This window comes from Nonomuraea sp. NPDC049421 (genome assembly GCF_040677005.1).
Taxonomy (GTDB): domain Bacteria; phylum Actinomycetota; class Actinomycetes; order Streptosporangiales; family Streptosporangiaceae; genus Nonomuraea; species Nonomuraea salmonea.
In genome coordinates this window covers 64123-90140 of record NZ_JBFAQA010000039.1, presented here as the reverse complement: position 1 = coordinate 90140, position 26018 = coordinate 64123, and the positions used below count along the sequence as shown (strand labels likewise).

General features: G+C 71.7%; 26 protein-coding genes and 2 pseudogenes. 15 read left to right on the top strand and 13 right to left on the bottom strand.

The genetic code is table 11. The annotated features are described in order from the left end of the window. Positions 1-31 precede the first annotated feature (31 nt). Positions 32-370 carry a YciI family protein gene (locus AB0K18_RS44195; RefSeq protein ID WP_364927214.1) on the top strand — a complete coding sequence of 113 codons (339 nt, stop codon included), beginning with the start codon at positions 32-34 and terminating at the stop codon, positions 368-370. After that, on the top strand, positions 367-1689 hold the full coding sequence (locus tag AB0K18_RS44190; protein ID WP_364927210.1) for a DUF6596 domain-containing protein: 1323 nt from the start codon (positions 367-369) through the stop codon (positions 1687-1689). Before AB0K18_RS44195 ends, AB0K18_RS44190 begins: the two co-directional genes overlap by 4 nt. Here AB0K18_RS44190 and AB0K18_RS44185 read toward each other — a convergent pair. After that, positions 1676-2941, bottom strand: a complete 1266-nt coding sequence (locus AB0K18_RS44185) for an erythromycin esterase family protein (RefSeq protein ID WP_364927207.1) — start codon at positions 2939-2941, stop codon at positions 1676-1678. The two genes, AB0K18_RS44190 and AB0K18_RS44185, sit on opposite strands and share 14 nt — an antisense overlap. A 59-nt stretch (positions 2942-3000) precedes the next feature. Between AB0K18_RS44185 and AB0K18_RS44180 the strand changes: the two genes are divergently transcribed. From AB0K18_RS44180 to AB0K18_RS44165, 4 genes and pseudogenes are all read left to right on the top strand, one after another. Then, the gene (locus tag AB0K18_RS44180) at positions 3001-3528 is read left to right on the top strand and encodes a helix-turn-helix domain-containing protein (protein ID WP_364927205.1); all 528 of its coding nucleotides are present in this window, start codon (positions 3001-3003) and stop codon (positions 3526-3528) included. Between the two features lie 34 nt (positions 3529-3562). After that, a pseudogene (locus AB0K18_RS44175) lies at positions 3563-3724 on the top strand (DUF664 domain-containing protein); the annotation flags it as partial. 12 nt (positions 3725-3736) lie between these two features. Further along, positions 3737-3803 (top strand): annotated as a pseudogene (locus AB0K18_RS44170) (DUF664 domain-containing protein); the annotation flags it as partial. 496 nt (positions 3804-4299) lie between these two features. Beyond that, positions 4300-4506 carry a hypothetical protein gene (locus AB0K18_RS44165; RefSeq protein WP_364927203.1) on the top strand — a complete coding sequence of 69 codons (207 nt, stop codon included), beginning with the start codon at positions 4300-4302 and terminating at the stop codon, positions 4504-4506. A gap of 28 nt (positions 4507-4534) precedes the next feature. On the opposite strand, the gene AB0K18_RS44160 is transcribed toward AB0K18_RS44165, so the two are convergent. Next, entirely contained in the window at positions 4535-5539 is a 1005-nt protein-coding gene (locus tag AB0K18_RS44160) for a LacI family DNA-binding transcriptional regulator (protein WP_364927201.1), read from the bottom strand. A gap of 179 nt (positions 5540-5718) precedes the next feature. Between AB0K18_RS44160 and AB0K18_RS44155 the strand changes: the two genes are divergently transcribed. Next, a complete protein-coding gene (locus tag AB0K18_RS44155; RefSeq protein ID WP_364927198.1) occupies positions 5719-6930 on the top strand; it encodes a PP2C family protein-serine/threonine phosphatase in 1212 nt (403 codons plus the stop codon). 42 nt (positions 6931-6972) lie between these two features. On the opposite strand, the gene AB0K18_RS44150 is transcribed toward AB0K18_RS44155, so the two are convergent. The 5 genes from AB0K18_RS44150 to AB0K18_RS44130 all read right to left on the bottom strand — a co-directional run bounded on the left by AB0K18_RS44150 (position 6973) and on the right by AB0K18_RS44130 (position 11892). Next, positions 6973-7281, bottom strand: a complete 309-nt coding sequence (locus tag AB0K18_RS44150) for a MiAMP1 family antimicrobial peptide (RefSeq protein ID WP_355426191.1) — start codon at positions 7279-7281, stop codon at positions 6973-6975. A gap of 39 nt (positions 7282-7320) precedes the next feature. Continuing rightward, a complete protein-coding gene (locus tag AB0K18_RS44145; protein WP_364927196.1) occupies positions 7321-7617 on the bottom strand; it encodes a DUF3040 domain-containing protein in 297 nt (98 codons plus the stop codon). A gap of 22 nt (positions 7618-7639) precedes the next feature. Continuing rightward, complete coding sequence (gene ctaD, locus AB0K18_RS44140) at positions 7640-9313, bottom strand: cytochrome c oxidase subunit I (RefSeq protein ID WP_364927242.1); 1674 nt, start codon at positions 9311-9313, stop codon at positions 7640-7642. 70 nt (positions 9314-9383) lie between these two features. Beyond that, a complete protein-coding gene (locus AB0K18_RS44135) occupies positions 9384-11189 on the bottom strand; it encodes a HAMP domain-containing sensor histidine kinase (RefSeq protein WP_364927193.1) in 1806 nt (601 codons plus the stop codon). Next, complete coding sequence (locus AB0K18_RS44130; protein ID WP_364927190.1) at positions 11179-11892, bottom strand: response regulator transcription factor; 714 nt, start codon at positions 11890-11892, stop codon at positions 11179-11181. Before AB0K18_RS44130 ends, AB0K18_RS44135 begins: the two co-directional genes overlap by 11 nt. A 115-nt stretch (positions 11893-12007) precedes the next feature. Between AB0K18_RS44130 and AB0K18_RS44125 the strand changes: the two genes are divergently transcribed. After that, on the top strand, positions 12008-12601 hold the full coding sequence (locus AB0K18_RS44125; protein WP_364927188.1) for a hypothetical protein: 594 nt from the start codon (positions 12008-12010) through the stop codon (positions 12599-12601). 79 nt (positions 12602-12680) lie between these two features. Here the strand turns inward: AB0K18_RS44125 and AB0K18_RS44120 are convergent, their stop codons facing one another. Both AB0K18_RS44120 and AB0K18_RS44115 read right to left on the bottom strand, forming a co-directional pair. Continuing rightward, positions 12681-13175, bottom strand: a complete 495-nt coding sequence (locus AB0K18_RS44120) for a nitroreductase family deazaflavin-dependent oxidoreductase (RefSeq protein WP_364927186.1) — start codon at positions 13173-13175, stop codon at positions 12681-12683. Beyond that, entirely contained in the window at positions 13172-13600 is a 429-nt protein-coding gene (locus AB0K18_RS44115) for a hypothetical protein (RefSeq protein WP_364927184.1), read from the bottom strand. Before AB0K18_RS44115 ends, AB0K18_RS44120 begins: the two co-directional genes overlap by 4 nt. A gap of 106 nt (positions 13601-13706) precedes the next feature. On the opposite strand from AB0K18_RS44115, the gene AB0K18_RS44110 reads away from it, so the two are divergent. Beyond that, positions 13707-14318 carry a helix-turn-helix domain-containing protein gene (locus AB0K18_RS44110; protein WP_364927181.1) on the top strand — a complete coding sequence of 204 codons (612 nt, stop codon included), beginning with the start codon at positions 13707-13709 and terminating at the stop codon, positions 14316-14318. Between the two features lie 41 nt (positions 14319-14359). Further along, positions 14360-14863 carry a sigma factor gene (locus tag AB0K18_RS44105; RefSeq protein WP_364927179.1) on the top strand — a complete coding sequence of 168 codons (504 nt, stop codon included), beginning with the start codon at positions 14360-14362 and terminating at the stop codon, positions 14861-14863. Between the two features lie 9 nt (positions 14864-14872). On the opposite strand, the gene AB0K18_RS44100 is transcribed toward AB0K18_RS44105, so the two are convergent. From AB0K18_RS44100 to AB0K18_RS44090, 3 genes are all read right to left on the bottom strand, one after another. Beyond that, positions 14873-15730: a universal stress protein gene (locus AB0K18_RS44100; protein WP_364927177.1), complete on the bottom strand. Its 858-nt coding sequence runs from the start codon at positions 15728-15730 to the stop codon at positions 14873-14875. A gap of 81 nt (positions 15731-15811) precedes the next feature. Then, positions 15812-17245, bottom strand: a complete 1434-nt coding sequence (locus AB0K18_RS44095; RefSeq protein WP_364927174.1) for a cellulase family glycosylhydrolase — start codon at positions 17243-17245, stop codon at positions 15812-15814. 224 nt (positions 17246-17469) lie between these two features. Further along, positions 17470-18474: a LacI family DNA-binding transcriptional regulator gene (locus AB0K18_RS44090; RefSeq protein ID WP_364927172.1), complete on the bottom strand. Its 1005-nt coding sequence runs from the start codon at positions 18472-18474 to the stop codon at positions 17470-17472. A 142-nt stretch (positions 18475-18616) separates the two neighbouring features. Here AB0K18_RS44090 and AB0K18_RS44085 point away from each other — a divergent pair, with 142 nt between their 5' ends. From AB0K18_RS44085 to AB0K18_RS44070, 4 genes are read left to right on the top strand one after another with little or no spacing between them, the layout of a single operon-like run. After that, on the top strand, positions 18617-19954 hold the full coding sequence (locus AB0K18_RS44085; RefSeq protein ID WP_364927169.1) for an extracellular solute-binding protein: 1338 nt from the start codon (positions 18617-18619) through the stop codon (positions 19952-19954). Continuing rightward, entirely contained in the window at positions 19951-20832 is an 882-nt protein-coding gene (locus AB0K18_RS44080; RefSeq protein ID WP_364927167.1) for a sugar ABC transporter permease, read from the top strand. The genes AB0K18_RS44085 and AB0K18_RS44080 overlap by 4 nt, the downstream gene beginning before the upstream one ends. After that, positions 20829-21665, top strand: coding sequence for a carbohydrate ABC transporter permease (locus AB0K18_RS44075; protein ID WP_364927164.1), 837 nt, complete (start codon positions 20829-20831; stop codon positions 21663-21665). The genes AB0K18_RS44080 and AB0K18_RS44075 overlap by 4 nt, the downstream gene beginning before the upstream one ends. A gap of 13 nt (positions 21666-21678) precedes the next feature. Then, complete coding sequence (locus tag AB0K18_RS44070) at positions 21679-22848, top strand: acetate kinase (RefSeq protein WP_364927161.1); 1170 nt, start codon at positions 21679-21681, stop codon at positions 22846-22848. Positions 22849-22966: 118 nt separating this feature from the next. Here the strand turns inward: AB0K18_RS44070 and pta are convergent, their stop codons facing one another. After that, complete coding sequence (pta, locus tag AB0K18_RS44065) at positions 22967-25090, bottom strand: phosphate acetyltransferase (RefSeq protein ID WP_364927158.1); 2124 nt, start codon at positions 25088-25090, stop codon at positions 22967-22969. Between the two features lie 93 nt (positions 25091-25183). Between pta and AB0K18_RS44060 the strand changes: the two genes are divergently transcribed. Next, positions 25184-26017 (top strand): alpha/beta hydrolase, encoded by an 834-nt coding sequence (locus AB0K18_RS44060; RefSeq protein WP_364927155.1) that lies wholly within the window; start codon positions 25184-25186, stop codon positions 26015-26017. Position 26018: the final 1 nt, after the last annotated feature.

The following is a 26018-nucleotide window of genomic DNA, read 5'->3' as shown; positions in this document are numbered from 1 at the left end:
TGGTGAATCCCTGACGACAGGAGGATGGATCGTGAAGTATGTGCTGATGTTCGTGGAGACCGAGGAGTTCGCCAAGGAGCTGGAGGCCATGGGCGAGCTGGAGCAGCGGGCCGCGTACGAGGCGGTGGGGCGGTGGTTCGCCGAGCACGCCGACAAGATCACCCACCACGCGCACCTGGCGCCCGCCCACACCGCGACCACCGTACGGGTGGACCGCCCCGAGCCCGTGATCACGGACGGGCCGTTCGTGGAGGGGAAGGAGGTCGTGAGCGGGTTCGCGGAGGTCGAGGTGGCGGACCTGGACGAGGCGCTGGAGCTGGCCCGCGCGTGGCCCGCCTGCCCGATCGTCGAGATCCGCCCCCTCACATGAACCCGCACCTCCAGGAGCCGGCCGCGCGGCAGGTGACGGCCGCGGCAACGAACCGACAGGGGCCGGCCGCCCAGCAGGACCGGCAGGTGACGAGCGCGGAGCGGGACCGGCAGGAGCCGGCTGCCGAGGCGAGCCGGGAGGTGCTGGCCGGGGTCGTGCGTGAGCATGCCGGCCGGCTGGCCGCCTCGCTGGTGTCGCTGCTCGGCGACTTCTCCGCCGCCGAGGACCTGGTGCAGGACGCGGTGGAGACCGCGCTGCGCCGCTGGCCCGAGGAGGGCGTACCGGAACGGCCGGAGGCGTGGCTGTTCACGGTCGCCCGGCGACGCGGCCTGGACGTGCTGCGCCGCGAGTCGAACCTGCGGTCCAAGCTGGCCCGCCTCACCTGGCCCGACCCCGCGCCGGGCGACGACCGGCTACGGCTGATCTTCACCTGCTGCCACCCGGCCCTGTCGCGGGCCGCGCAGATCGCGCTGACGCTGCGGGTGGTGTGCGGGCTGTCGATGGCGCAGATCGCGGCGGCGTTCCTGGTGCCGGAGCCCACGGTGGCGCAGCGCGTCACCCGCGCCAAGCGCAAGATCGGCGAGGCCGGCATCCCGTACCGGATGCCCTCGGCAGAAGGGCTGCCCCACCGCCTCGACGACGTGCTGGCGGTGATCTACCTGCTGTTCAACGAGGGCTACCTGACCAGCACCGCCGACCGGGCGCAGGCGGCCGACCTGGTGGCGGAGGCCGAGTGGCTGGCGGCGCTGCTGGTGGGCCTGATGCCGAAGGAGCCGGAGGCGGCCGGCCTGCTGGCGCTGATCCGCCTGCACCGGGCGCGCGGCGCGGCCAGGTTCGACGACCGGGGCAACCTGGTCCTGCTCCCCGACCAGGACCGCTCGCTCTGGGACCACACCGCCATCGCCGAGGCCACCAGCCTCCTGACGCGGGCGGCCCGCGCGCACCGGCGGCCGGGCCCGTACCAGGTGCAGGCCGCGATCGTGGCCTGCCACGCCGAGGCCGCGACCTTCGCCGACACCGACTGGCCCCAGATCCTCGTCCTCTACGACCTGCTCCTGCACCTGTCCCCCTCCCCCGTCACCCGCCTGCACCGGGCGGTCGCCGTACGCCATGTCCACGGCCCGCAAGCGGCGCTTGAGGAACTGAAGAACCTGACCGGCCCCCTGGACCGCTACCCGCTCTTCCACGCGACACGGGCGGAACTCCTCCGCGCCACCGGCCAGCGCACCGAGGCCAGGGACGCCGACGAGCAAGCCCTGCGCCTGACCACCAACCCCGCCCAGCAGGCCCTCCTGGAACAGCGGCTCACCTGGGACTGACGGCGTCACGCACCTCCCGCGGTGAGCAGGCCACGGCCTCCCGGTCGAGGGTGGCGGCGGTGGCCTGGGGCAGGTGGACGAGGAGGTCGTACGCGGCGAGGGGGTTCACGGGGACGTACGCGGTGCCCATGCGCTGGGTCCGCGCGGCCAGGAGCGCGTCCGACGGCGGGAGGCGGCGCAGGTCGGTGACGTGGGGGCCGTCGTGGGCGGCGTGCATGACGGCGTCCAGGCTGCCCGGCTCCGGCGCCTCCAGCGGCGCGAACAGCTCGCCCGCCAGGAACGCCGCGCCGTCGGGGTTGAGCGTCTGCCCGGTGCCCGAGGTGGTGCCGACGACCAGGTAACCGGCGCCCAGCCGGTCGGCCAGGTGCAGGCCGAGCGGGGTGGCCGGCTCCATGCCGGGCAGGACGACCGGGCCGCGCTGGACGTGGGAGTTGTGGGCTGCCAGCACGATCCGGTCCTCCCTGCGCAGGATCCACTCGACGGTCTCGGCGACGGCGGCGTCACGTACGTCCACCACGCTCTGCTGGTCGCCCGCGGTCATGCCGCGGAAGACCTGGTCAAGAGCGAGCAGGTGGTGCATGGACTGGCGAGCGCACGTGTACGCCCCGGCGGTGGTGCGGCGCACATGCTCCAGGCGCCGGCTCCCCACCCTTGAGGCGAGTGCGGCCAGGCCGGCGGTCAGCGCGTCCTTCGTCTCGGGTGTGAGCCGCGCGTAGGCGGCCATGGCGGCGGGCGCGCTGAACGCGGACGCCGCCGCGAATTCCGCGGCCGTTCTCCTAAGTGCCGGATCGGGACGGAAGCCGGGATCGGCCAGGGCGAGGTAGGCGAGCACCGCGTCGAGCGCGGGCAGCAGGGAGGCGTTGTGGCCGCTCAGGTCGATGCCGTAGAAGCCGGCGGGGCGGGCGGCGGTGGCGTTGTGGCGGCGCAGCCACTCCAGGTGGGCGCGCGTCTCCCGCCACAGACCCATGAGCGAGGTGAGGCCGTACGCCATGACCTCGGCCGGCCTGTCCCCGGCGCCGCGCACCCACGCGTCGGCCCGCCGGCTCTCGGTGAACCCGGTCTCCATGGCGTACGCGGTGAACCCGTGCCGCTCGACCAGATAGCGGGCGAGCCGGTGGCGCAACTGGGCGAACTCGCGGGTGTAGTGGGAGCTCTCGCCGACGGCGACGACACGGGCGTCGCCGATGGCGTCGTCCAGCCAGGTCAGGTCGTCGAGCGGGGCGCGGGGGTCCAGCGTGCGCAGGGGGATCACAACCAAGCACCTTCCATTCCCATTTTTGGGAACATTATCGACTATGGGAACATTGGCCGGTGGACACGCTCGAGTTGATCCTGCATCCCGTACGGCTGCGCATCATGTGGGCCCTGTCGGGCGGGCGCACCCGCACCACGTCCGACCTGTGCGAAAGCCTGCCCGACGTACCCAAGACCACCCTCTACCGGCACATCGCCCTGCTCGCCGACGCCGGCCTGCTGGAGGTCGCCGGCGAGCAGCGCGTACGCGGCACCGTCGAACGCCACTACCGCCTGCGCCAAGACGCCACCCGTATCGACGCGGACGCGATGTCCTTGGAGGACCACCGCCACGGGTTCGCCGCGGCGATGGGCGCGCTCATCGCCGAGTTCGGCGCCTACCTCTCCCGCCCCGGAGCCGACCCGGCCACGGACGGGGTCGGCTACCGCCATGCGACGCTGTGGCTCACCCCGGACGAGATGACCGACTTGGCGGACGAGGTACGACGGGCACTCGTGGCACGCGCAGGGAACGGCCCGGGCGGAGGGCGAAGGCCGTACCTGATCAGCCCGGTCTTCTTCCCGTCCGACGAAGGGACGCGTTGATCGCCATCCTGGCGCGTTCACTCATGACGGAGGTGTGCGCGTGTCCGTAACGCTGTGGCCCGAAGAGCAGGTGAGCACCGGCAGCGAACGCGAGGTGCTGGAGGCGTTCCTCGACTGCCAGCGGCGGCAGGTCGTGGCGAAGGTGCGAGGCGTCTCGGAGGAGGACGCGCGGCGGCGGCTCGTGCCGTCCATGACGACCCTGGGGGGAGACCGCACAGCACGCCGGACACGCCGACATCCTGCGCGAACTGATCGACGGCTCCACCGGCCCGTAAGACCCGCCGCGATCCAGCGCCAAGCTCTTACGTATGCGCGCCACTCATCCGGTGGAAACTCTCTGGCACCTCAACGCCCTTCTCCCCTAACCTGGCGCTCCCGCCTGGGCACGAGTTGCCGCAACCGGGCCCCCGAAGCCTCTGAGAAGAGCGGGCCATGACCACCCTTGCCGACCTGCAACTTGTGATCCCGCCTGATGGAGGAGTCCTGACCCCGACCAAGCTGGACTTCGCCGAGGAGAATCTTGATGCGGGGCGATGATCCTCGTGCGAGCGGATCCAGTGTGATGCACGAAGTCGTGATCCCTATGGCTGGAGCCTCCCTGTCCCGTGTCGAACTCGTTCATATACTTAAGGCTTTTCCTGAGAACCGTTGGACATGGAGCATGCTCTTCCTCTGGGGAAGCGGAAGAGCACCTCCTAGTGCGAAGGCTGAACGACCTGACCGAAAGCAGGGAGCATGGAGCCTACTCGGGATGAGGTGCGGACTGCACTCATGGACCTGATCGAAGGACGTCGGCCCCGGGAGGAGATCGCATCCTGGGCGGCGTGCACCATGCTGGCGCTGGAGGATGTACAGTTCAGCGACGAAATGGCGTGGGACTTCTTGATGGCTATGACCGGAGTAGATATCAGAACCGCTCCGGAAACATATCTTTATGACGATGATGATTTTCGGTCGTGGCTTGCTGAGCTTGCATAGGACCTGTTCTGCTTAGGAGTGCCGCTCGTCACGGCGGCGTCGCAAGGGTGGAGCCTTCGAGCACTTCGCAGGGCAGCAGCTCCTGGGGGGTGGTGCCGGTTTCTAACACCTTGGTCAGGAGTTCGACGGCTCTGTGGCCCATTTCGCGGCGGGGGATGCGGAAGCCGGTGAAGTCGGTGTCCGTGTGGACGGGGCGGGTGGCTGAGCCGAGGGTGATCACGGACACGTCGTCGGGGATGGCGAGGTCTCGTTCGGCCGCTGCTTGGAGGAACGGTACGGCGTCGGCCTGTTCTTCGAAGAAGGCGGCGGTGGCCCCGGTGGCGCGTACGGTCCCCAAGAGGTCGGGGTGGTCGGGGGGCAGGTGGGAGAAGGCGAGGCCCAGGTCGGTGGTCGCCTGAACGAAGCCGGTGAAGCGGTCGGCGGTCGATTCGGCGTCCCCGCCCGTGCCGACGTAGACGAGTGTGCGGTGGCCGAGGTGGGCGGCCCTCCGCACCAGGGCGCGGGTGGCCGACGGGTAGTCGGCGCCGACGTACGGCACCGGCCCGCCCGCGTCGCCGCGGCGGCCGACGGACACGAACGGGATCTGGTCGGCGATGAGCCTGGCCAGGTCGTCGCGGTCGACCGTACGGCCGAGCAGCACGCACCCGTCGGCGAGCCGGACCCGGCTGTCCTCATGGAAGATGCGCCGCCGGCCGGAGACCCGGGCGCTGGTGAAGAGCAGCAGGTCACAGCCGGCCTCCTCGGCGCACTCCTCGATGCCGACGAGGAACGGGTGGTAGAAGTCGGCGCCGGCGGCGGGGAAGACCGCCTCGTAGGTGAAGACGCCGAGGATGCGGTTGCGTCCTTCGGCGAGCCGGCGGGCGGCGGGATCGGCGATGTAGCCGGTCTCCCTGATCACCCGCAGCACCCGCTCGCGGGTCTCGAGCGAGAGGCGCACCCCGTTGCCCGCGCGGTTGTTGAGCACCAGTGACACGGTGGTCTGGCTCACGCCCGCCATGCGGGCGATGTCCTGCTGGGTCAGGCGGCGGGCCACGGTCGTACTCCTCGGGTCATGCCCATGAGCGCCGAGTCTGGGACCTCACTGATCACCACGTCAAGAGGTGATACCCCAGTAATAATCCGTATTAGCGGATTTTTCCGGCAAGCGAGCCGATCCCTTGGGGTGCCCATCCCGTGGGCGGGAAGGACGGTGTACAGATCAAGGAGGCATTCATGGCGCAGGTACCGCTCCCCCTGGCGGAGGTCCTCACGGCAGCGGAGAACGCCGCTCCCGTCGAGTCGATCGCCGTAGTGGCCGCGGACCTGCGTGAGCGGTTCACGGCGTCGAGCGTGTCGTTCCTCTTCCTCGACCTGGTGGGCCGGCAGGTGGTGCGCATCACCGAGACCACCGCCGCGCGCCGGGGCCGCGGCGCCGAGCACATCCCCCTGGCGGGCAGCCCGTACGAGGAGGCGCTGCGCACCCAGCGGCTGACGCTGATCCCTGAGGACGACGCGTACCGGGTGATCGCGCCCGTCACCAACCGCGGCGACGCCATCGGCCTGCTGGAGCTGACCCTGCCCGAGGCCGGGCCCGAGGTCCTGGAGCAGATCAGCCAGGCCGCCCACGCGCTGGCCTACATCGTCGTCACCGACCGCCGCTTCACCGACCTCTACCTATGGGGCCAGCGCACCAGGGCGGTCAACCTGGCCGCGGAGATCCAGCAGCAGCTCCTGCCGTCCTCCCCCACCTGCGAGGCGGCGCAGTTCGTGCTGGCCGCCGTGCTGGTGCCGGCCGACAGCGTGGGCGGCGACAGCTACGACTACACGCTCGACCACGACACGCTGCACCTGTCGATCACCGATGCCATGGGCCACGAGGTGGATTCGGCGCTCATGGCCACGCTGGTCGTCAGCGCCTCCCGCAAGGCGCGCCGTGCCTCCCTCGGCCTGGGCGAGCAGGCCCGCCACACGCACGAGGCCCTGCTGGAGCACATGCCGGGCGCCCTCACCACCGGCCAGTTGCTGCGTCTGTCGCTGGACGACGGCCGGCTGCGACTCGTCAACGCCGGCCACCCGTGGCCGCTGCTGCTGCGCGACGGCGAGGTGGAGGAGACGACGCTGGAGATCGACCCGCCGTTCGGCTTCCCCTTTCCCGTCGAGCATCGCCTTCAGGACCTCGCGCTGCGTCCCGGCGACCGCCTGGTGCTGCACACCGACGGCATGCAGGAACGCGCGGCGGAGAAGCTCGACCTGCCCGCGCTCATCCGCGCCACGGCCGACGACCATCCGCGCGAGGTGGTGCGGACGCTGGCCGCCACGGTGTCCGAGCTCTGCGACGGGCATCTGAAGGACGACGCGAGCGTCATGTGCCTCGACTGGCACGGCCCTGAAGACCAGGCCCGGCACACGCACGCCGGCGCCGACGTCCGTACGGAACGCCGATGAGCCCGGCAGGGGCGGGCCGGGCTCATCGCGGGGAGCGGGGCGTCAGCAGACGATGAAGATGCTCTTCCAGCCCACCGGGGTGCGCTGCTCGGCGTTCCTGTTGGAGGCGAGCGTGAAGTGGGCGACGCCCTGGGCGTTGGGCTGGTTGTACATGCGGCCGCTCTGGCCGTCGCCGTACCACTTGTACGAGCCGTGGTAGGGGATGTTGGAGACGCCGCACCGGTCGATGACGACGCTCCTGCCGGTGAAGCCGGGGCCCTCGTAGGCGACGTACTGGGAGGCGTAGGCGGCGCCCGCGCCGCCCACGACGATGGCGGCGGTGAACGCGGAGGTGACGATGAACTTCCTCATGGAAACCCTTCCTTTCGACTACCGAAAGTAAGAGTAAGACTACTGTCTGTGTTCGTCCAAGGGGTTTTCCACCTGGGACACGGGCGGCAGCTGCGGCCCGGGGGGCGGGGGCGCGGCATGCCCGGCGAGGATCACCACGAACACCATGACCGTGGTCAGCACGGCGACCGCGGCCAGCAGGCCCGCGATCTCCCTGCGGCTGCCGCCCGCGCGGAGGCCCTTGCGGCGGGTGGCGGCGCTGAGCGCGTCGATGCGGCGGGCGAAGGCGGGATCGCTCCTGCGCAGGTCGAGCTCGATCTCGGCGAGGATCCGGCGTTCCCGGTCCGACAGGTGCATCGCTCATCACCGCCCTGCGTGGTCAGTCGTCTTCGGCGGGGCCGCGCTCGCCGCCGGAGGTGTGGGGATAGTGCAGGTCGAACGCCGGCCGCTCGGAACGGATGGGCGGCAGGCGGACGAAGTTGTGCCGGGGCGGCGGGCACGAGGTGGCCCATTCGAGTGAGTTGCCGAAGCCCCACGGATCATCCACAGAGACTTTCATGCCCTTTCGGGCGGTATGCCAGACGTTGTAGAGGAAGGGCAATGTGGAGGCGCCGAGCAGGAACGCGCCGAGCGACGAGACCAGGTGCAGGTCGGTGAAGCCGTCGGCGGCGCTGTAGTCGGCGTACCTGCGCGGCATGCCCGCCACCCCCAGCCAGTGCTGGACGAGGAACGTGGCGTGGAAGCCGACGAACAACGTCCAGAAGTGCCACTTGCCGAGCCGGTCGTCCAGCATGCGGCCGGTCATCTTGGGCCACCAGAAGTAGAAGCCGGCGAACATCGCGAACACCACCGTGCCGAAGACGACGTAGTGGAAGTGCGCGACCACGAAGTACGTGTCGGTGACGTGGAAGTCGAGCGGCGGCGAGCCGAGGATCATCCCGGTCAGCCCGCCCAGCAGGAACGTGATGAGAAACCCGATCGCGAACAACATCGGCGACTCGAACGACAGGTGCCCCCGCCACATCGTGCCGATCCAGTTGAAGAACTTCACGCCTGTCGGCACCGCGATGAGGAACGTCATGAACGCGAAGAACGGCAGCAGGACCTGCCCGGTGCCGAACATGTGGTGCGCCCACACCGTCATCGACAGGCCCGCGATGGCGATGGTCGCGCCCACGAGGCCGACGTACCCGAAGACCGGTTTGCGGCTGAAGACCGGGATGACCTCGGTGATGATCCCGAAGAACGGCAGCGCGATGATGTAGACCTCGGGATGGCCGAAGAACCAGAACAGGTGCTGCCACAACATGGGGCCGCCGTTCTCAGCCCAGAAGACCTGCGTGCCGAGCTTGCGGTCGGCCTCCAGCACCAGCAGCGCGGCGGCCAGCACCGGGAAGGCCATCAGCACGAGCATGCTGGTCAGCAGCACGTTCCAGGTGAAGATCGGCATCCGGAACATCGTCATGCCCGGCGCCCGCATGCACACGACGGTGGTGAAGAAGTTGACCGCGCCGAGGATCGTTCCGAGACCCGACAGCGCGAGGCCCATCAGCCACAGGTCGCCGCCCAGCGTCGGGCTGTAGGTCGAGTGCGAGAGCGGCGTGTAGGCGAACCACCCGAAGTCGGCGGCCCCGCCGTTGGTGAAGAAGCCGCTGACGACCATGAGCCCGCCGAACAGGAACAGCCAGAAGCTGACCGCGTTGAGCCGGGGAAAGGCGACGTCGGGCGCGCCGATCTGGAGCGGCATGATCACGTTCGCGAACCCGGCGAACAGCGGCGTCGCGAACAGCAGCATCATGATCGTGCCGTGCATGGTGAACAGCTGGTTGTACGCCTCGTTGCTGACCACCTGCAGGCCGGGCTGCATCAGCTCGGCCCTGATGACCAGCGCCATCACCCCGGCCAGCGCGAAGAACAGGAACGAGGCGATCAGATACATGTAGCCGATGACCTTGTGGTCGGTGGTCGACAGCCAAGCCGCGATCACCGCGCCGGTGCGCCGTGCCTTGACCGGGGCCAGCGGTGAGGTCAGCGGCTCGCCGCCGGGCTTCACGCTCGTCACATCGCTCTCCGTCGTCGCGTCGGGGGTATCGCCAGGACGGCAGGCCGTACGGAGGGCGCCCCTACCCCTGCTCTTCGCCGCAAACCCCGGCGGGCAGGCGGATCGTGAAGATCGAGCCCCGGCCCGGCGTGCTGGTGGCGGTGAGCGTGCCGCCGTGGGCCTCGACGAGCTTGCGGGCGATGGGCAGGCCGAGTCCGCTGCCGCCGGTGCGGCGGTTGCGCGACTTCTCCACCCGCCAGAAGCGCTCGAAGACCAGGGCCAGGTCGTCGGGGGCGATGCCGGTGCCGGTGTCGGCGACGTCGACGAGGAGGTGGTGGCCGTCGCGGCGGGCGTGCAGGGTGACGGCGCCGCCGCGCGGGGTGTGGCGCACGGCGTTCGACACCAGGTTGCCCGCGGCCTGGCGGAGCCGTACGGGGTCGGCGAAGGCGCGGAGGTCACCGTCCGCGCGGGTGCGCAGCGTGACGCCCGCCTGCTCCGCCCCGGCCCGGTGCGCGGTGGCGACCTGGGCCAGCAGGTCGGCCACCTCGACGGGCTCGCGGCGCAGCCGCAGCTCGCCCGCCTCGGCCATGGCGAGGTCCTGCAGGTCGTCGATGATGTGCTGGAGCAGCAGGGCCTCCTCCAGCAGCGAGGAGATCAGCTCCCTGTCGGGGGCGACGACGCCGTCCTCCGTCGCCTCCAGCCAGCCCCTGATCGTGCTGAGCGGGGTGCGCAGCTCGTGGGCGACGTCGCTGACCATGGCCTTGCGCAGGTGTTCGAGCTGCTCGCGGCGCTCGGCCATGGCGTTGAACGCGGCCGCGAGGTGGGCGATCTCGTCGCGTCCCTTGACCTCGACGCGCGGCGCCCCGCCCTGCTCCGTGCGGCGGACGGCCTCGGTCAGCTCGCGCAGCGGCCGGCTCAGCCTGGTACCGGCGATCACGGTGGCGGTCACCGTGAACAGCAGCACCAGCGCGGCCACGCCGGCGATGCGGGCCTGGTTGGCGGGCGACAGGTCGAACCCGGTGGACACGCCGCCGCCGCGGCTGCTGATGAAGAGCAGGGCGGGCGGGGCGACGTACGGGCCGAGCTGCTCGCGGCGGGCAGCGGCGAGGCAGGTGGAGACGGTGCCGCCGGCGCTCGCCGTCGTGCGCGGCGCGCCGGGCGCGACGGGGGCGGGCTCGCGGGTCCAGGTGAAGTCCGGGTTGATGCGCACGGCGGGCTCGCCCTTGCGTTTCAGGCAGCTGCCGGTGAGTTTCTCCAGCGCCGCGAGTGCCCGGCGTTCGGTGGTCGTCGGCTGCTCCAGGACGGGGCTGGGGCACCGGGTCTCCGGGTACGGCTGCGCGCCGCCGGTGGTGAGCGCCGGGCGTCCGTTGGGGCTCTCGGTGACCTGGGCGTACACGCCGAACGTCCGCCGCAGGCACAGCGCGCGCCGCTGGGCCGTCGCGCGCAGGTCGTCCCGCTCCTTGCGGGTCAGCCGGTACGGCCCCACGGCGCGCGGGTCGATGTGGCCCTGCGTCGCGTCCGCCGACAGCGGGTCGACGACCGCGGAAGGGCGGCTGGGCAGGGCGGCGGCGCGCGGCTCGGCGTCCGAGTCCAGGAGCGGGGTGCGCTGCTCGGTGGTGAGCGTGATGCGGCGGCCGGTGTCGGCGGCCAGCCGGCGCACGAGGTCGCCGGCGTCGTCCCATCCGTGGTGGGTGGCGGCGTAGCCGAGCAGGGTGTCGTAGACGCGGGCGTCGTCGGCGAGCGCCCTGCCCTGCTCCTGCCGGATCGCCACGGTGGTGCTGCGCGCGGTCAGCCAGGCGGTCGCCGCGATCGAGCCGATCGAGACCAGGACGGACACGGCGAGCAGCCGTACCAGCAGGCTGCGGCGCAGCGGCACCTCACGACGCATCGCACGGGTCCATGGTGGGTTCCGCGGCCAGCTTGTAACCGACGCCGTAGACGGTGAGCAGGCGTACGGGGCGGCGCGGGGCGGGCTCGATCTTCCTGCGCAGGTTCATCACGTGGACGTCCACGGTCCTGGAGGTGATGTAACGGTCGAAGCCGTGCAGGTGGCTGAGGATCTGCTCGCGGGTGAACACCTGTCCCGGGTGGGCGGCCAGCAGTTCCAGCACCCGGAACTCGCCGGGGGTGCACTCGACGCGGGCGCCGTCCACGGTGACCTCGTGCCTGGCGGGGTCCACCACGAGCGCCCCGGCCCGCAGCACGGGGGTGCGGTCCTGCCCGGTGCGGGCCGCTCGCCGCAGCAGCGTGCGGACGCGGGCGACCAGCTCGCGCGGGCTGTAGGGCTTGGTCATGTAGTCGTCGGCGCCGAGGTCGAGGCCGAGCAGCAGGTCGTCCTCGGTGGTGCGGGCGGTCAGCATGAGGACCGGGACGTCCGACTCGGCGCGCAGGATGCGGCACACGTCCAGGCCGTCCACCTTGGGCATCATCACGTCGAGCACGAGGAGGTCGGGGGTGCGCGTACGGGCTTCGTCCAGCGCGGCGCGGCCGTCGTGCACGGTGGCGACGGCGTGGCCCTCCCGTTCGAGATAGCGGCGGATCAGCTCCGCCTGCTTCACGTCATCCTCAGCCACCAGGACGTATGCACCCATAGTGGGCGATCGTAGGCGGGCCGGCGGGCTGCCTGCCCACCGGATCCCGGTTCCTCATCCGAGCGCTAAAGGTTCCTGACAAGTTCCTGACATCGGGGAACCATCCTGCTGCGGCATGAGAACCTTCCGTGATCGCCGCGACGCGGCTGCGCTCGCCGTCGCCGCGCTCTCCTGCGGCCTCCTGACCGCCTGCGGCGCCGCTTCGGCCGCCACCGGCCCGGCGAACGCCCCCTCCCCCGCCCCGGTTCCCGCGACCGCCGAGGCGAGTGCCGCTCCCGCCCCCGCCGCCTCCCCGAAGGAGCGGCGGCCGCAGCTCCGCCTGGACAGCACCGCCGCCGAGATCCGTCAATATCGCCTCGCCTACGCCACCTGCCTCAAGGAGCACGGCATGCCGAGCAAGGGCCCGTGGAACGACCGGGCGGAGCGGGCCGCGCGGCAGGCGTGCAAGAGCAAGGAGCCGCTGCTGCCGCCCGAGCTCAGCCCCAAGACGAACCCCGACTACGCCAAGAGCGTCAGGAAGGAGGTCGCCTGCCTCAAGGCCCACGGGTTCGACGTGCACCTGACCCCCGCCCCCGGCTCCGACCCGAACGCGATCGGCTGGCGGTACGGCAGCGTCCCCGGCGACGACGTGGACATCGAGAAGATCCAGAACGACTGCCGCGTGAAGGGGTTCGGCGGCGGCCGCAACCTCGCCCCCGCCCCCATGTAACAACCTTCGGACCCCCGCCCCTCAGGGGCGGGGGCAACCGGCCGCCGGCTCGAAGCGGCGACGGCAGCCCCGCGGCCGCTCACGAGCGGGGGCAGACGCGGAAGACGGGGTGGCGCTCCTCGATGCGGCGGAAGGCCGCCAGCGGAGCCCTCGGGCCCAGGCCGACGTGAGGGCGGGCGCCGGGGGCGACGGCGACGTACCGGCGCAGGATCTCGGCGCGCTGCCCGACCGGCACCTCGCGCAGGACGACCGGCTGCTCGCGGCCCCTGCGGCGCAGCACGGCCACGCCCCCGGCGGCGCGCACGTTGCGCACCCAGCTCGCCTCGGGCCCGAGCATCGAGACGAGGAACTCCCCGCCGCCGTGGCGGGCCACCGCGACGGGGACGAACGTGACGGTCCCGCTGCGCCGCCCCGCCACCTTCAGCACGGCGGCCTGGCGCGGCGACAACCACCCGGCCCCGTACGCGAGGGCGTCCAGCCTGTTCACGAGCCGCATGAACGCGTTGGGCCGGCCGCCCCGGTACATCGCCCGCTTGAGCGCCCCGGCCGCCCGCGCCAAAGGCGTACCGGTCATCGCGCCTTTCTCCACAACGCGACCGCCGCGGCCCCCGGTACGCACGGCAGCACCAGCAGCCAGCCGAGCAGCGGCGCCAGGCCGACGTCGCCCGAGGTGTCCTTGATGGTCAGCGCGGCGACCGCGATGAGGATCGCGCTCACCAGCAGCCCGCCGGCCAGCCAGGGCGCCCACCACTTGCCGGCGCGGATCGCCCGGACCGTGCCCAGCCAGCCCGCCAGCCCCAGGAGGCCGACGGCGCCGAGGATGATCAGGTACGCGCTGACGGCGGCGTCGATCTCGCCGGGCGCATAGGAGGGGTAGCCGGCGCTGACGTGGCCGGCGAGCACGGCCCTGTCCACGAACGGGAACAGGGTGGCGCCGGCGGTGAGCGCCGCGCCGGTGTACAGCAGCGCCGGGACGGCCCGGCCATGTGGCGTGGTCATGACGTGACCCTTTCAGAAAGTGACTGTCTGGAGAGAGTGACTGTAGGCAAGAGTCGTCCAGACAGTCAATTCCTTGAGACAGTGACTTGCTGATACGGTGGTCGCCATGAGCGGGCTTCGCGAGCGCTGGCGGCTCAAGGCCATGCGCACCATCCAGGAACGTGCCCTCGACCTGTTCGACGAGCGTGGTTTCGCCGCCGTCACCATCGAGGAGATCGCCGCGGCCGCCGAGGTCTCGCCGTCGTCGGTCTACCGGATCTTCGGCACGAAGGAGGGCATCGTGGTCACCGACATCGAGTTCGACGCCATGAGCCCCGAGGCGCTCGCCGGGATCTTCGACCCGGCCGACCCGGTCGGCAGCCTGGTGCGGGCCGTGCGCGCGTACGAGGCCCCACAGGGAGACGGCTCGCCGGGCGACGGCCCGCCGGCCGGCAAGGGCCCGTGGCGGCGGGTCCGCTACTTCTTCGCCGAGCCGTCCGTCCGCATGGCCGTCTGCGCCACCCTCGACCGGGCCGGGCAGCGCCTCACCCCGGTCATCGCCGAGCGGGGCGGGGTCAACGAGACCCAGGCCCGGGTGATCGCCAACGCCCTCGCGTTCGGCTACTTCGCCGCGCTGGAGCAGTGGTACCTCGACGGCGGCCAGCGCCCCATCGCCGCGTACGTCGAGGACGGCCTGCGCCCCCTGCGCGGCGTACTCGACATTTCTTCACATCAGTGAGAAAAGCCGCGAACCATTTCGCTCTGGCGCGGCAACCAGGCGTGAACGGCATACGCCAAAGGGAGCTCGATCCCCACGACCTCGCCCCTGACATGGGCGCCGACGACGCCACCGTCATCGCGAGGTCCATGGACGAGCCCGAGACCTTCGCCATCCTGTTCGATCGCCATGCGCCTCACCTGCATGGATACGTGGTCCGCCGGCTGGGCCCGAGCGCCGCGGAGGACGTCGTGGCCAGGACCTTCCTGATCGCCTTCCAGCGGCGCGGCGACTACGACCGCGCCCGCCCCGACGCCGCCCCCTGGCTGTTCGGCATCGCCTCCAACGTCATCGGCCGCCACCGGCGTACCGAGACGAGCCTCTACCGGGCCTATGTGCGCAGCGGCGTGCACCCCGCCGAGGTGTCGGGGGCGCTCGTCGAGGACGGCGTCGGAGCCCTGGCCGTCAACCGGCCGCTGGCTGGCCAAGGCGGGCTCCCCTGTCCAGCCCTGACGCTCGTCGACGACCCCGCACCGCTCGACGAGAACGGCCCCTCGACCGGCTGAACGCCGGGGTCAGGAGCGGACGACGGCGACCGGGCAGGACGCGTGGTGCAGCACGCTCCTGCTGACCGAGCCGAGCAGCGCCGAGCCGAGGGCGCCGCGGCCCAGTGAGCCGACGACCAGCAGGTCCGCCTGCCGGGACGCGGCGACGAGCGCGTCCACCGGATGCGCGCTGCGCACGTCCTCGACGACCGTCACCCGCGGGTGGGCGTCCTTGAGCCGCTTCAACCGGTCACGGACGACCTGGTGCTGCGCGGTACGCACCTCATCCAGATCGTACGTGGCCTCGGGGGCGAGGAGGTGCCCGGGCAACTGCCAGGCGTGGACGGCTCTGAGCGTGGCGCCGCGCAGGGCGGCCTGCTCGAAGGCGTAGGCCAGGGCGGGCTCGCACTCCGGCGAGTCGTCCACCCCTGCGACGACCTCGCCGTGCTCCTGCCGCTGCTCCTGCCGCTGCTCATGGTCGCGTACCACGACGACGGGGCAGCGGACGTGCCCGGCGAGGCCGTCGCTGACCGAGCCGAGCAGCGCGCCGGAGAACCCGCCGAGGCCGCGGCTGCCGACGACCAGCGCGGCCGCGTCCTCGGCCTGGTCGCGCAGGACGGCGGCAGGCCTGCCCTCCGCCTCCCGCGTGTCCACCTCGACGGACGGCCGGCGTTCGCGGGCCAGGGCCGCCGCCTCCTCCAGCGCCCGCCGTCCCTCGCGCAGCACCGTCTCGGACAGCGCTTTGTCAGGGCGGGCGCCGACGAGGTACCACGAGGTGTCGGCCGCGTGCACGAGCCGCAGCGGTGCGCCCCTGCGGGAGGCGTCGTCCGCGGCCCATTCGACGGCCGCGCGGGAGGCGACCGAACCGTCCACACCAACGATGATCATTCGTCCTCCTTCGGTCACCTCCCATCGCACCTCAATCACGCCCGGGATGACAGGGCCCAACGGCCCGCGGTCAAGGGCCGATCAGAAGTCGTCGGGGGTGCGGATGCGGTCGCGGATCCAGACGCCGGCCTCCTTGAGCCTGCTCGTCCCGGCGAACGGGCCGTTCGGACAGGTGCCGGTGGTGAAGACCGCGCCCGTACGGAAGTCGTCGGAGAAATTCCAGTTCACCCAGCTGATCTTCTTCTGGGCCAGCAGGTCGAGGTACTGCTGGGACCTGGAGAAGTTGTTCGCCCCGTCGCCGGAGGCGCTCTGCGTGCCGAACTCCGTCACGAAGATGGGCAGGCGGTCAGCGGCGCGGGACAGGGTGTTCAGGTAGTCCGTGCCGTGCGTGGCGGCGTAGAAGTGGAACGTGTACATGATGTTGGACGCGTTCACCGGGTTGTTGACGATCTCGCTCTCGTTCGCGCCGGCCGAGACGCCGAGCGACGACCACGCGCGGGTGCCGACCAGGATCGGCGCGTCCGGGTCCCGCTGCCTGATCACCGGGATGAGCTGGTGGGCGTAGTCACGGATGACGTTCCAGGTGACGGCGTCGCCGTTCGGCTCGTTCGCGATCTCGTAGAGCACGTTCTTCTTGCCGTTGTGGCGCTGGGCGATCTCCGTGAAGAACGTCTTCGCGCGACCCAGGTTGTACATGGGGTCGCCGGGGTCGAGCATGTGCCAGTCGACGATCGCGTACATGCCGCGGGCCGTGGCCGACTCGATCAGGGCATGCACCCGGTCGGTGAACAGGCGGGGGTTGGTCTCGTACCCGTCCTCCTGGATGTACATCGAGATGCGCAGCACGTCGGCCTTCCAGTCGCCGGCCAGCGCGTCGAGCGAGGCGTCGTTCAGGCACTGCGGGTACCACTGGATGCCGTGGCTGCTCATGCCGCGCAGCTGGATCTGCTTGCCGTGCTCGTTGCAGAGCTTGATGCCGCACACGCGCAGCTGGCCGTTGGCCTGGACCGGGGTGCCGCCGCCTCCCCCGCCCGTGGGCGCGCCGTACACCTCCAGCTCCCACAGCGAGTAGCCCCAGGGGGTGCCGCGTTGCGTGCCGTAGACGCGGACGTAGCGGCCGGTGCCGCTGACCGTGAGGTCGTCGGTCCCGCCGTCGCCCGTCGTGGTGGCGTAGACGTCGCTCCAGCTGGATCCGTCGGGCGAGGTCTGGATCCGGTACGCGGTGGCGTGGGCGGTCTCCCAGACCAGGCGTACCCGGGAGACGGTGTGCGCCTGACCGAGATCGACCCGGATCCACTGCGGGTCCGCGCCCTCGGCGCTGGCCCACCGCGTGGCGGTGCTGCCGTCCACCGCCTTGCCCGGCTCCAGGCCGGTGGCCTCGACGGAGGAGGCGGTCGCGGTCTTGCCCTGCGACACCAGGGGGTCGGCCGCCGTCGCCGCGCCCGACGGCGCTGAGAGCGGCAGCGTCAGCGCGGCCAGGACCGCGACGATGCCCGCACGTGCGCTTCTCCTCACGAACGACTCCGTTCAGGTTAGGAAAGTTTCTTAACTTGCGGCGCAGCATAAGTTGACACCCTCCCTCACACAAGGCCCAAATCCCAGAAAACCCCCAGAGCTGGGGGTTCCGGAGAGCGAGGGCGGGCGTCCCGAGGAGGCGGGAGGCGATGCCGCCGCCCCGCCCGTCGAAGGCGGGTTCGGGGGTGCCCAGGGACGCGGACGGGCGGGGGGCGCGGGTTGCGTCAGACCGTACGGCCGAGGGTGCTTTCGCGGGGCATGAGGTGGTAGTCGGCTTTCACCTCGCGGCGCGGGCGGTCGGGGCCGTCCATGCGAAGCCGCAGAAGGTCCACTGCCACGCGGGCGAGCTGGGCTTTGTCGGGGGCGACCGTGGTCAGGGTGGGCGTGCTGAAGCGGCCGTCCTCGATGTCGTCGAGGCCGGCGACCGCGATGTCCTCCGGGACGCGCAGCCCCGAGGACAGGATCGTGCGCATGGCGCCGAGGGCCAGCAGGTCGTTGAAGCAGAAGACGGCGTCAGGCCGGGCAGGCGAGCCGAGCAGCCGGGCCATGGCGGCGGCGCCCTCGGCGCGGTGGTAACGCTCGACCTCGGCGGTCAGCTCGGGCAGCCCGTGCGCGGCGAGCGCCTGGCGGTAGCCGGCCAGCCGCAGCGGCGAGGTGCCGCTGATCGAGTATTGCTGCACACCCAGAGCGGCGACCCGGCGGCGGCCGAGCCCGATGAGGTGCTCGGTGACGTCGCGGGCCGCGCGTACGTTGTCGATGGCCACGTGGTCGGCGGGCCCGTCGTAGATGCGCTCGCCGAGCAGGACGAGCGAGGTGGCGTCGGTGCGGGCGGCCAGCTCGTCGGCGCCGATGGAGATGGGACTGAGCAGCAGCCCGTCCACCCGGTGGTCCCTCACGCCGTCGAGGATCGCGCGCTCGCGTTCGAGGCTGCCGTCGGTCTGCTCGATGACGACCAGCCAGCGGTGCTCGGCGGCGGCCCTGATGACGAACCTGGACAGCTCGGCGAAGTAGGGCGCGTCGAGCTCGGGCAGCGCGAGCGCGATCACCCCCGTACGGCCCCGGCGCAGGTTGCGGGCCGACAGGTTGGGCTGATAGCCGAGCTGCGCCAGCGCCTGCTCCACCTTGGCCCGGGTGGCCGCGGAGACGTGGGCGTAGCCGTTGACGACGTTGGAGACGGTCTTGACCGACACCCCGGCCAGTTGCGCCACATCACGCAGCCGCACGCCCATGGCCGTGCCCCTCTCCCTCGCCGGACACGATGGTAACGCCCCGATCTCGGCCCCGTATCGGCGCTTTCTCCTGGTTTACAACGTTGGAACAGCGTTGTACAACCGCCGGAGAGTCGTCCGATTCGCGGCAAAGGAGTACGCCATGAGCCATCCACCGTCCCGCCGGACGTTCCTCGGCCTCGCCGGAGCGGCCGGACTGACCGCGCTGACCGCCTGCGGCGGCGGCACCCGGCTGGGCGCGGGCTCGGACACCCCGGCCACCGCCGCGCCGGCGTTCACCGGCGGCGGCTACACCGGCCCCAAGGTCACCCTGGAGTACTGGAACGGCTTCACCGGCGGCGACGGCCCCCACATGCGGGCCATGCTCGACGCGTTCAACCGGCAGTTCGCCGGCCGCATCGAGGTGCGCAACGTCACCCGCCGCTGGGAGGACCTCTATCCCGCCATGCCCACCGCCATCACCGCGGGCAAGGGCCCCGACGTGGCGGTGATCCACAACGACTGGATCGGCACGTTCGCCGTCAGGAAGGTGCTCATCCCGATCGACGACGTCGTGGGCGCGCTGGGGCTCACCGAGGGCGACTTCATCCCGGCCGTGTGGCAGGCGGGCCTGTACGACGGCAAGCGCTACAGCGTCCCGCTCGACGTGCACTGCCTGGGCGACTACTACAACACCGCGCACCTGGAGAGGATCGGGCTCAAGGAGGCGCCGGCCGAGCGGGCCGCGTACGAGGACGCCCTCGCCGAGCTGAAGAAGGCAGGGACGAGCACCCCGTTCTGGATGCCCAGCAAGTGGCCGGCGCACCTGATGTTCATGAGCCTGTTGTGGCAGTTCGGCGGCGAGCTCTACGACGCGGACGGCACGAAGGCGCTGTGGGGCTCCGAGCCGGGCGTGCAGGCCCTGAGCTGGATGGTGGAGCAGATCGACAAGGGCTTCAGCCCGGCCAAGGTCGCCCTCGACAGCCAGTACGCCGCCTTCAAGAACGACAAGGTGAGCCTCACCTGGGACGGCATCTGGCAGATCAACGACCTCAAGACCAACGCGCCTTCGCTGAAGTGGGGCCTCGCGCCCATCCCGAACATCGGCGGCACCCCGGCCGTCTGGAGCGCCTCGCACAACTTCGTGCTCACCTCCCAGGCCGGCCGCGACCCGGACAAGGTGCAGGCCGCCAAGGTCTTCATCGACACGCTGAGCCGCCAGTCCACCGAGTGGGCCAAGGCCGGCATGATCCCCGCCCGCAACTCCGCCAAGCAGGCCCCCGAGGTCGCCGGGCTGCCGCAGGTGGGGCTGGCGCGCGACCTCACCGCCTTCCACTTCCTGCCCGCCCTGCCGGGCGTCGGCGACGTGCAGAGCAAGGCGCTGGAGCTGGCCGTGGCCAAGGCCGTGCTGAAGCAGAGCGGCCCGGCCGAGGCGCTGAAGGAGGGCGTGGCGACGGCCGACAAGCTGCTGGCCGACAACAAGCGGAAGTACGCCCAGTGAGCCACGCCCGGCGGATGCGGTGGTGGACGCCGTACGCGTTCCTGGCGCCGTACCTGGTGCTGTTCGCGGTGTTCATGGTGCTGCCCATCGGGTTCGGCCTGTGGACGTCGCTGCACGAGTGGGACATCAACCTGCCGGCCAAGCCGTTCGTCGGCCTGGCGCACTACGCCGAGCTGTTCGACCCGGCGAGCGTGGACGGCGGCCGGTTCTGGACGGCGATGCGGGCCACCGGCATCTTCACGGTGGCCTCCGTGCCGCTCCTCATCGTGCTGCCGCTGCTGGTGGCGCTGCTGATGAACGGCCGCTTCAAGGGCCGCACGGTGTACCGGGCCGTCTACTTCGCCCCGTACGTGCTCGGCGTCGCCGTGGTCGGCCTGCTCTGGCGCTTCCTGCTGGACGGCAACATCGGCCTGGTCAACCGCTACCTGGGCCTGGAGGTGCAGTGGACCACGGACGTGCCGCCGGCGTGGATCGCGCTGGTCGGCGTGACCGTGTGGTGGACGCTGGGGCTCAACGCGGTCATCTTCCTGGCCGGGCTGCAGGACATCCCGCGCGAGCTGCACGAGGCCGCCATGGTGGACGGGGCCGGTCCCTGGCGGCGGCTGCTCGCGGTGACGTTGCCGGGGCTGCGGCCCGTCATGGTGTTCGTGGTGAACGCGACGATCCTGGCCTCGGCGAACATGTTCGGGCAGGCGTACCTCATCACCTCTGGCGCGCCGGCCGACCAGACGAAGACCGCCATCTACCTCATCGCCGAGACCGGCCTGCGCCAGTTCGACATGGGGACGGCCTCCGCGATGAGCTTCATCCTCGCGGCCTTCCTCATGGTGGCCAGCGGGCTGGTGTTCGGCGCGTTCAGGAACAGGCGGGCGCGATGACCAGGGACCTGCGCAAGCTCAGGCGGACGCTGCTGCATCTGGTGCTGGCGGTGATCGCCGCGCTCTATCTCAGCCCGCTGCTCTACATGCTGGTCACCTCGTTCAAGACGCGGGAGGCCGCGCAGTCCACCACGCCACGGTGGATCCCCGACCCGTTCACGCTCGACGCCTACCGCGAGGTGCTGACCAGCACCGACAGCCCCGTGCTGACCTGGTTCCTGAACAGCCTGCTCGCCGCCACCGGGCACGCCGCGCTGGTGCTGGTGACGGCGGCTCCGGCGGCGTACGCGCTGGCGCGGCTGCGCTTCCGCCTGCGCACGCCGATCTTCTCCGTGGTGGTGGCCACGCTGTTCGTGCCGCCCGTGGTGCTGCTGATCCCCAACTTCCTCATCGTGAACGAGCTGGCCTGGGTGGACAGCCTGCCCGCCGTCATCGTGCCCGGCGCGGCCGGCGCGTTCGGGGTGTTCTTCCTGCGGCAGTTCTTCCTCACCCTGCCGGACGAGCTGGAGGAGGCGGCCGAGCTGGACGGCTGCAACCGGTGGCAGATCTTCACCTCGATCGCGCTGCCGCTGTCGCGGCCCGCCCTGGCCACGCTGTTCCTGCTGTCGTTCCTGACCAACTGGAACGACTTCCTGTGGCCGATCTACGTGCTGCTCAGCCCCGAGTCGCTGACGCTGCCCGCCGGGCTGGGCAACTTCCAGGGCGCCAACAGCATCAGGTACGACCTGCTGATGACCGGCGCGGTGATCGCCAGCGTGCCGGTGCTGGTGCTGTACTTCGTGGCGCAGCGGTGGGTGATCGAGGGCATCTCGCGGTCGGGGCTGAAGGGGTGAGAGGCTCGTGGGCATGTCCGAACCCGTTCTCGTCCTCAACACCGGCTCATCCTCCATCAAGTACGAGCTGATCGACCCGCGCACCCGTGCCCGCTCGGCACGGGGGCTGGTCGAGCGCATCGGGCAGGAGCGGGGGCGGCTGACGCACCGCGCCGGCGACGGGCCTCCCTACGTGCGCGAGCAGCCCTTTCCCGACCATGGCGAGGGGCTGGCGGCGGTGCTGGCCGCCTTCTCCTCCGCCGGGCCTGAGCTGGACCCCGTCGCGGTCGGGCATCGGGTGGTGCACGGCGGCACCCGGTTCGGCGATGCCGTGCTGATCGACGACGAGGTGATCGCGGCCATCGAGGAGCTGGCGCCGCTCGCGCCGCTGCACAATCCGGTCAACCTCACCGGGATCCGGCTCGCCCAGAAGGTGTTCCCCGGGGTGCCGCAGGTGGCGGTGTTCGACACGGCGTTCCACCGGACGTTGCCGCCTGAGGCGTACACGTACGCGGTGCCGCGGGAGTGGGGCGTGCGGCGCTTCGGCTTCCACGGCACTTCCTGCGCGTACGTCTCCCGCCGCGCCGCCGCCCTGCTCGGCCGCGACGACCCGAACCTCATCGTGCTGCACCTCGGCAACGGCGCCGGCGCCACGGCCGTCGAAGGCGGGCGCAGCGTCGACACCTCCATGGGCCTGACGCCGCTGGAGGGCCTGGTGATGGGCACCCGCTCGGGCGACGTGGACCCCGCACTGGCGGGCTACCTCGCCCGCGCGGAGGGGCTGGACGCCGAGCAGGTGGAGCACGCACTCAGCCACCGCGGCGGCCTGCTCGCCCTCGCCGGGTCCAGCGACATGCGCGAGGTACGCGCCCGGTCCGGCGATGAGGACGCGCTCCTGGCCCTCGCCGTCTACACCCGCCGCATCCGCAAGTACGTCGGCGCGTACTACGCGCTGCTCGGCCGCGTGGACGCCGTCGTCTTCACCGGCGGGGTCGGCGAGAACGACCCCGCCACCCGCGCCGAATCCCTGACCGGCCTCGCCCGCCTCGGCATCACCCTGGACCCGGCCCGCAACGAGGCCGCCTCCCGCGAGGAGCGCGCCGTCTCACCCGACGGAGCCGAGGTCGCGGTGCTGGTCATCCCGACGGACGAGGAAGGCGAGATCGCCCACCAGACCCTGACCGCAGTGACCGCCTCTTCATGATGCCGAAATTTCGCGACATGCCCGACCCATCCGACCCTTGGGGGCCGGGGCTGCGGGCCGGGGGGTGCAGGCCGGGGGGGTGCGGGCCGGGGGGTGCGTGGCTGGCGTGGTCGGCGTCTTATGAGCGGGCCGCGGCCTTCTGTGGGGCCTGGTTCTGGGGGGTGGGGTCGTCCTCGGCCTGGGCCGCCGTCACCGCGACCGTCGTGACGATGTCGGCGACCGTGGCGCCGCGTGACAGGTCGTTGACCGGCTTGCGCAGCCCCTGCAGCACCGGGCCCACCGCGACCGCGCCCGCGCTGCGCTGCACCGCCTTGTAGAGGTTGTTGCCGGTGTTGAGGTCGGGCACGACGAAGACGGTGGCGCGGCCGGCGACCGTGCTGCCGGGCATCTTGGCCAGCGCCACCCCGGGGTCCACGGCGGCGTCGTACTGGATCGGGCCCTCCACCTCCAGGTCGGGGCGCCGCTCGCGGACCAGCTCGGTGGCGGCGCGCACCTTGTCCACGCCAGCGCCGGCGCCGGAGACGCCGGTCGAGTACGACAGCATGGCGACCCGCGGATCGACCCCGAACATCGCCGCCGTGCCCGCCGAGGAGATCGCGATGTCGGCGAGCTGCTCGGCGGTCGGGTCGGGGTTGACCGCGCAGTCGCCGTAGACCAGCACCCGGTCGGCCAGGCACATGAAGAACACGCTCGACACCAGCCCGAGACGGAGGATCTCGAACGCCGGCCTGATGGTGTGGGCGGTGGTGTGCGCGGCACCCGACACCATGCCGTCGGCCATGCCGGTGTGCACCATGAGAGTGCCGAAGTAGGACACGTCGGTGACGGTGTCGCGGGCCAGCTCGACGGTCATGCCGCGGTGGGCGCGCACGGCGGCGTACTCGCGGGCGAACCGCTCGCGCAGCTGCGCGTCGAACGGGCTGAGCACGTGGGCCGCGTCGAGGTCGAGCCCGAGCTGGGCGGCCTGCGTACGGATGCGTTCGGCGTCGCCGAGCAGGGTGAGGTCGGCCACGCCGCGCCGCAGCAGGATGTCGGCCGCGCGCAGGATGCGCGGCTCCTCCCCTTCCGGCAGCACGATGTGCCGGCGACGGGCGCGGGCGCGGTCGAGCAGCTCGTACTCGAACATGAGCGGCGTGACGACGTCGGTCTTGGCGATGTCGAGCCGCTCCAGCAGCAGCCGGCCGTCCACGTGCGCGGCGAACAGCCGCAGCGCGGTGTCGATCTTCCCGGTGGCCTCGGGCGTGAACCGCCCCTCCACCGCCGACAGCCGGGTCGCGGTGTCGAACGTGTCGTGGTCGGTGGCGATCACCGGCAGCGGGACCGCCATGTCGTGCAGCAGCCGGTCGACCGGCGCGGGCAGGTCGGTGCCGCCGGTGAGCACCACCGCCGACAGCGCGGGGAAGCTGGGCGCGGTGTGCGCGGCGACGAGGCCGGGCAGCAGCGCGGCGGCCCGGTCGGACGGGATGATCACGGCGACGCCCTCGGTGCAGCGCAGCAGGATGTTGGGCAGCGACATGGCGCCCACCATGAGCGCGCCGGCCTCGCGGCCCAGGCCGTCGCGCTCTCCGAGGAAGAACCGGCCGTCGCAGGCGTCCATGAGGTCGGCCACGGTCGGCGCGCGCAGCGACGGCTCTTCGGGCAGCACGAACACCGGCGTGGGGTGGTCCGGCACGAGCCCCGCCGCCGTCGGCGGGGCGGGCGCGAGCGCTCCCCCCGGTGCGAGTGCGCCCGGCTCGGCGCGGGTGACCACGACGGCCAGCTCGCCCGCGTGGTGGTGGGCGAGCTCCCTGGACGACAGCTCGACGGCGGCCGAGATCTGCGCGGCCGTACGGCCTCTGCCGCTCACCACGTTGATCACCGGCGTGCCGAGGTCGGCGGCCAGCCGGGCGTTGAACCCGAACTCCGTCGGCGCCCCCACGTCGGTGTAGTCGGTGCCGATCACCACGATCGCGTCGCACTGCCCGGCGAGCGCGCGGTAGCGGGCCACGATGTCGCCGGCCGCGCGCTCGGCGTCGGCGTGCACCTCGTCGTAGGTGACGCCGGCGCACGCCTCGTACGGGATCGCGAGCTGGAACCTGCTGCGCACGGTCGCGATCAGGCCGTCCTCGCGGCCCGCCCGCACCACCGGCCTGAACACCCCCACGGTGCCCACCTGCCGGGACAGCAGCTCGACCAGGCCCAAGGCGACGGACCCCTTGTTGCTCTCCGCCTCACCGGCCGCGACGTACACCGAACGTGTCATGTCCCGAGGTTAGCGGCGGCGTGTCCGAGGTAGCTGGGGAGGACTCCCCCACTGCGTAGGACCCTGCGTAGGACGAGGTCAGGGGGACGGACGATGAACGGCACGACCATCCGGGCCGCGGTCCTGGCGGCGCTGGCCGCGACCGTGCTCCAGCCCGCGGAGGCGCGGGCGGGTTCTCCCGCGCCCTGCCCGTCCCAGGCGGGAGCCAAGCCGACCGTCGTCCTCGTGCACGGCGCGTGGGCCGACACCTCTAGCTGGAGCGGCGAGGTGGACGCGCTACGCAAGGCCGGACATGTCGCCCGCGCGATCGCCAACCCGCTGCGCGGCCTGGACGGCGACGCCGCCACCGTCGCGGACTTCCTGAAGACCGTGCGCGGCCCGGTGGTGCTGGTGGGCCACTCCTACGGCGGCTCGGTCATCACGAACGCCGCCGCGTCGGCGCCGAACGTCAAGGCCCTCGTGTACGTGGACGCCGCCACGCCCGACGTCGGCGAGACGACCGCGCAGCTCAGCGGGGCGGGCTCCGCGCTCGGCGCCGCTCCCGAGACGCTCTACGACATGGCGGCCTACCCGGGCGCGCCCCAGGGAGCCCAGGACCTGTATCTGAAGCAGGACGTGTTCGTCCGCTCGTTCGCCTCCGACCTGCCCAAGGACATCGCGACGCGGCTGTGGGCCACCCAGCGGGCCGCCTCGACGAACGCCTTCCAGACCCCGTCGAAGGCGGCGGCGTGGAAGAAGATCCCGTCCTGGTCCTTCGTCAGCACCGGCGACAAGATCATTACTCCGCGGTCGCAGCAGGCCATGGCCGAGCGGGCCAGGTCGAAGGTGACCACGTTCTCCGGTGGCTCGCACCTGACCCTCATCTCCCACCCGGAGGCGGTCGCCACGGTGATCGGCGCCGCGGCCTGCTCGGTCAAGGGCGGCTGAC

Coding starts and splice junctions, on each gene's coding strand:
- AB0K18_RS44110 (WP_364927181.1), top strand. CDS start 13,707: ATGAGCGGGCTTCGCGAGCGCTGGCGGCTCAAGGCCATGCGCACCATC.
- AB0K18_RS44130 (WP_364927190.1), bottom strand. CDS start 11,892: ATGGGTGCATACGTCCTGGTGGCTGAGGATGACGTGAAGCAGGCGGAG.
- AB0K18_RS44135 (WP_364927193.1), bottom strand. CDS start 11,189: ATGCGTCGTGAGGTGCCGCTGCGCCGCAGCCTGCTGGTACGGCTGCTC.
- AB0K18_RS44100 (WP_364927177.1), bottom strand. CDS start 15,730: ATGATCATCGTTGGTGTGGACGGTTCGGTCGCCTCCCGCGCGGCCGTC.
- AB0K18_RS44190 (WP_364927210.1), top strand. CDS start 367: ATGAACCCGCACCTCCAGGAGCCGGCCGCGCGGCAGGTGACGGCCGCG.
- AB0K18_RS44155 (WP_364927198.1), top strand. CDS start 5,719: ATGGCGCAGGTACCGCTCCCCCTGGCGGAGGTCCTCACGGCAGCGGAG.
- pta (WP_364927158.1), bottom strand. CDS start 25,090: ATGACACGTTCGGTGTACGTCGCGGCCGGTGAGGCGGAGAGCAACAAG.
- AB0K18_RS44075 (WP_364927164.1), top strand. CDS start 20,829: ATGACCAGGGACCTGCGCAAGCTCAGGCGGACGCTGCTGCATCTGGTG.
- AB0K18_RS44165 (WP_364927203.1), top strand. CDS start 4,300: ATGGACCTGATCGAAGGACGTCGGCCCCGGGAGGAGATCGCATCCTGG.
- AB0K18_RS44150 (WP_355426191.1), bottom strand. CDS start 7,281: ATGAGGAAGTTCATCGTCACCTCCGCGTTCACCGCCGCCATCGTCGTG.
- AB0K18_RS44145 (WP_364927196.1), bottom strand. CDS start 7,617: ATGCACCTGTCGGACCGGGAACGCCGGATCCTCGCCGAGATCGAGCTC.
- AB0K18_RS44060 (WP_364927155.1), top strand. CDS start 25,184: ATGAACGGCACGACCATCCGGGCCGCGGTCCTGGCGGCGCTGGCCGCG.
- AB0K18_RS44090 (WP_364927172.1), bottom strand. CDS start 18,474: ATGGGCGTGCGGCTGCGTGATGTGGCGCAACTGGCCGGGGTGTCGGTC.
- AB0K18_RS44070 (WP_364927161.1), top strand. CDS start 21,679: ATGTCCGAACCCGTTCTCGTCCTCAACACCGGCTCATCCTCCATCAAG.
- AB0K18_RS44085 (WP_364927169.1), top strand. CDS start 18,617: ATGAGCCATCCACCGTCCCGCCGGACGTTCCTCGGCCTCGCCGGAGCG.
- AB0K18_RS44120 (WP_364927186.1), bottom strand. CDS start 13,175: ATGACCGGTACGCCTTTGGCGCGGGCGGCCGGGGCGCTCAAGCGGGCG.
- AB0K18_RS44115 (WP_364927184.1), bottom strand. CDS start 13,600: ATGACCACGCCACATGGCCGGGCCGTCCCGGCGCTGCTGTACACCGGC.
- AB0K18_RS44125 (WP_364927188.1), top strand. CDS start 12,008: ATGAGAACCTTCCGTGATCGCCGCGACGCGGCTGCGCTCGCCGTCGCC.